The organism is Empedobacter sp. GD03861 (assembly GCF_029840885.1).
Classification (GTDB): domain Bacteria; phylum Bacteroidota; class Bacteroidia; order Flavobacteriales; family Weeksellaceae; genus Empedobacter; species Empedobacter falsenii_B.
Genome location: NZ_JAOCDJ010000109.1, coordinates 1 through 611, shown reverse-complemented (window position 1 = coordinate 611; position 611 = coordinate 1). Strand labels below are relative to the sequence as shown.

Annotated in this window: 1 pseudogene; it reads right to left on the bottom strand. The window is 35.7% G+C overall.

The window, feature by feature from the left end:
- Positions 1 to 4: 4 nt before the first annotated feature.
- A pseudogene (locus N5D03_RS14965) lies at positions 5 to 611 on the bottom strand (hypothetical protein); the annotation flags it as partial.

The window sequence follows — 611 nt, the reverse complement described above, 5'->3', positions numbered from 1 at the left end:
GGTATCATAACTGTTCTATTTGTCGTAGAATCTTTTCTTTAATGGTTTGTCTTAACTTCTGGTAATCATCCCAATAATCCACACGATAAGCAATTTTACGTAAGTTTCCTGCATATTTACTGGTTAGGTATTCAAGTTCAATTAAGCTGTTCATATAGCGTGAACACTGCGCTTTGCTCATATTAAATGCTTGGCGGATTTCTCGTTGTGTAAAGTCTATTTCAGAACCATTTGCATTTTCTTTGTGTGCTTTTTTGGCTAAATACGCTTTAAGTTTCTCAAAAAACTGACGTAAACTCCCATCTAATTCATCGACTTTTAGGACAATACTTTCAAAGAGAACCTCCGTTGCTTGCTTTAGATCCTCGACCTGTGTGATTAATTTCCCATCGTCCGTTAATTGTCTGTTTTGCTGATTAATCAAGGTAATTTGACGAACGATACTTTGAAACATTTCGTTTAAACGTCTGATTTTATGCACTTCTTCGGGTAATTCTAATCGAGTAGCAAACGGATTAATCACATGATACGGCACTAAATTTCGGATGATATTTTGTAAAAAATGTTTGGTTTTTTCTTCGGATTGATGGCTGACTTCGCCTGCATATCGT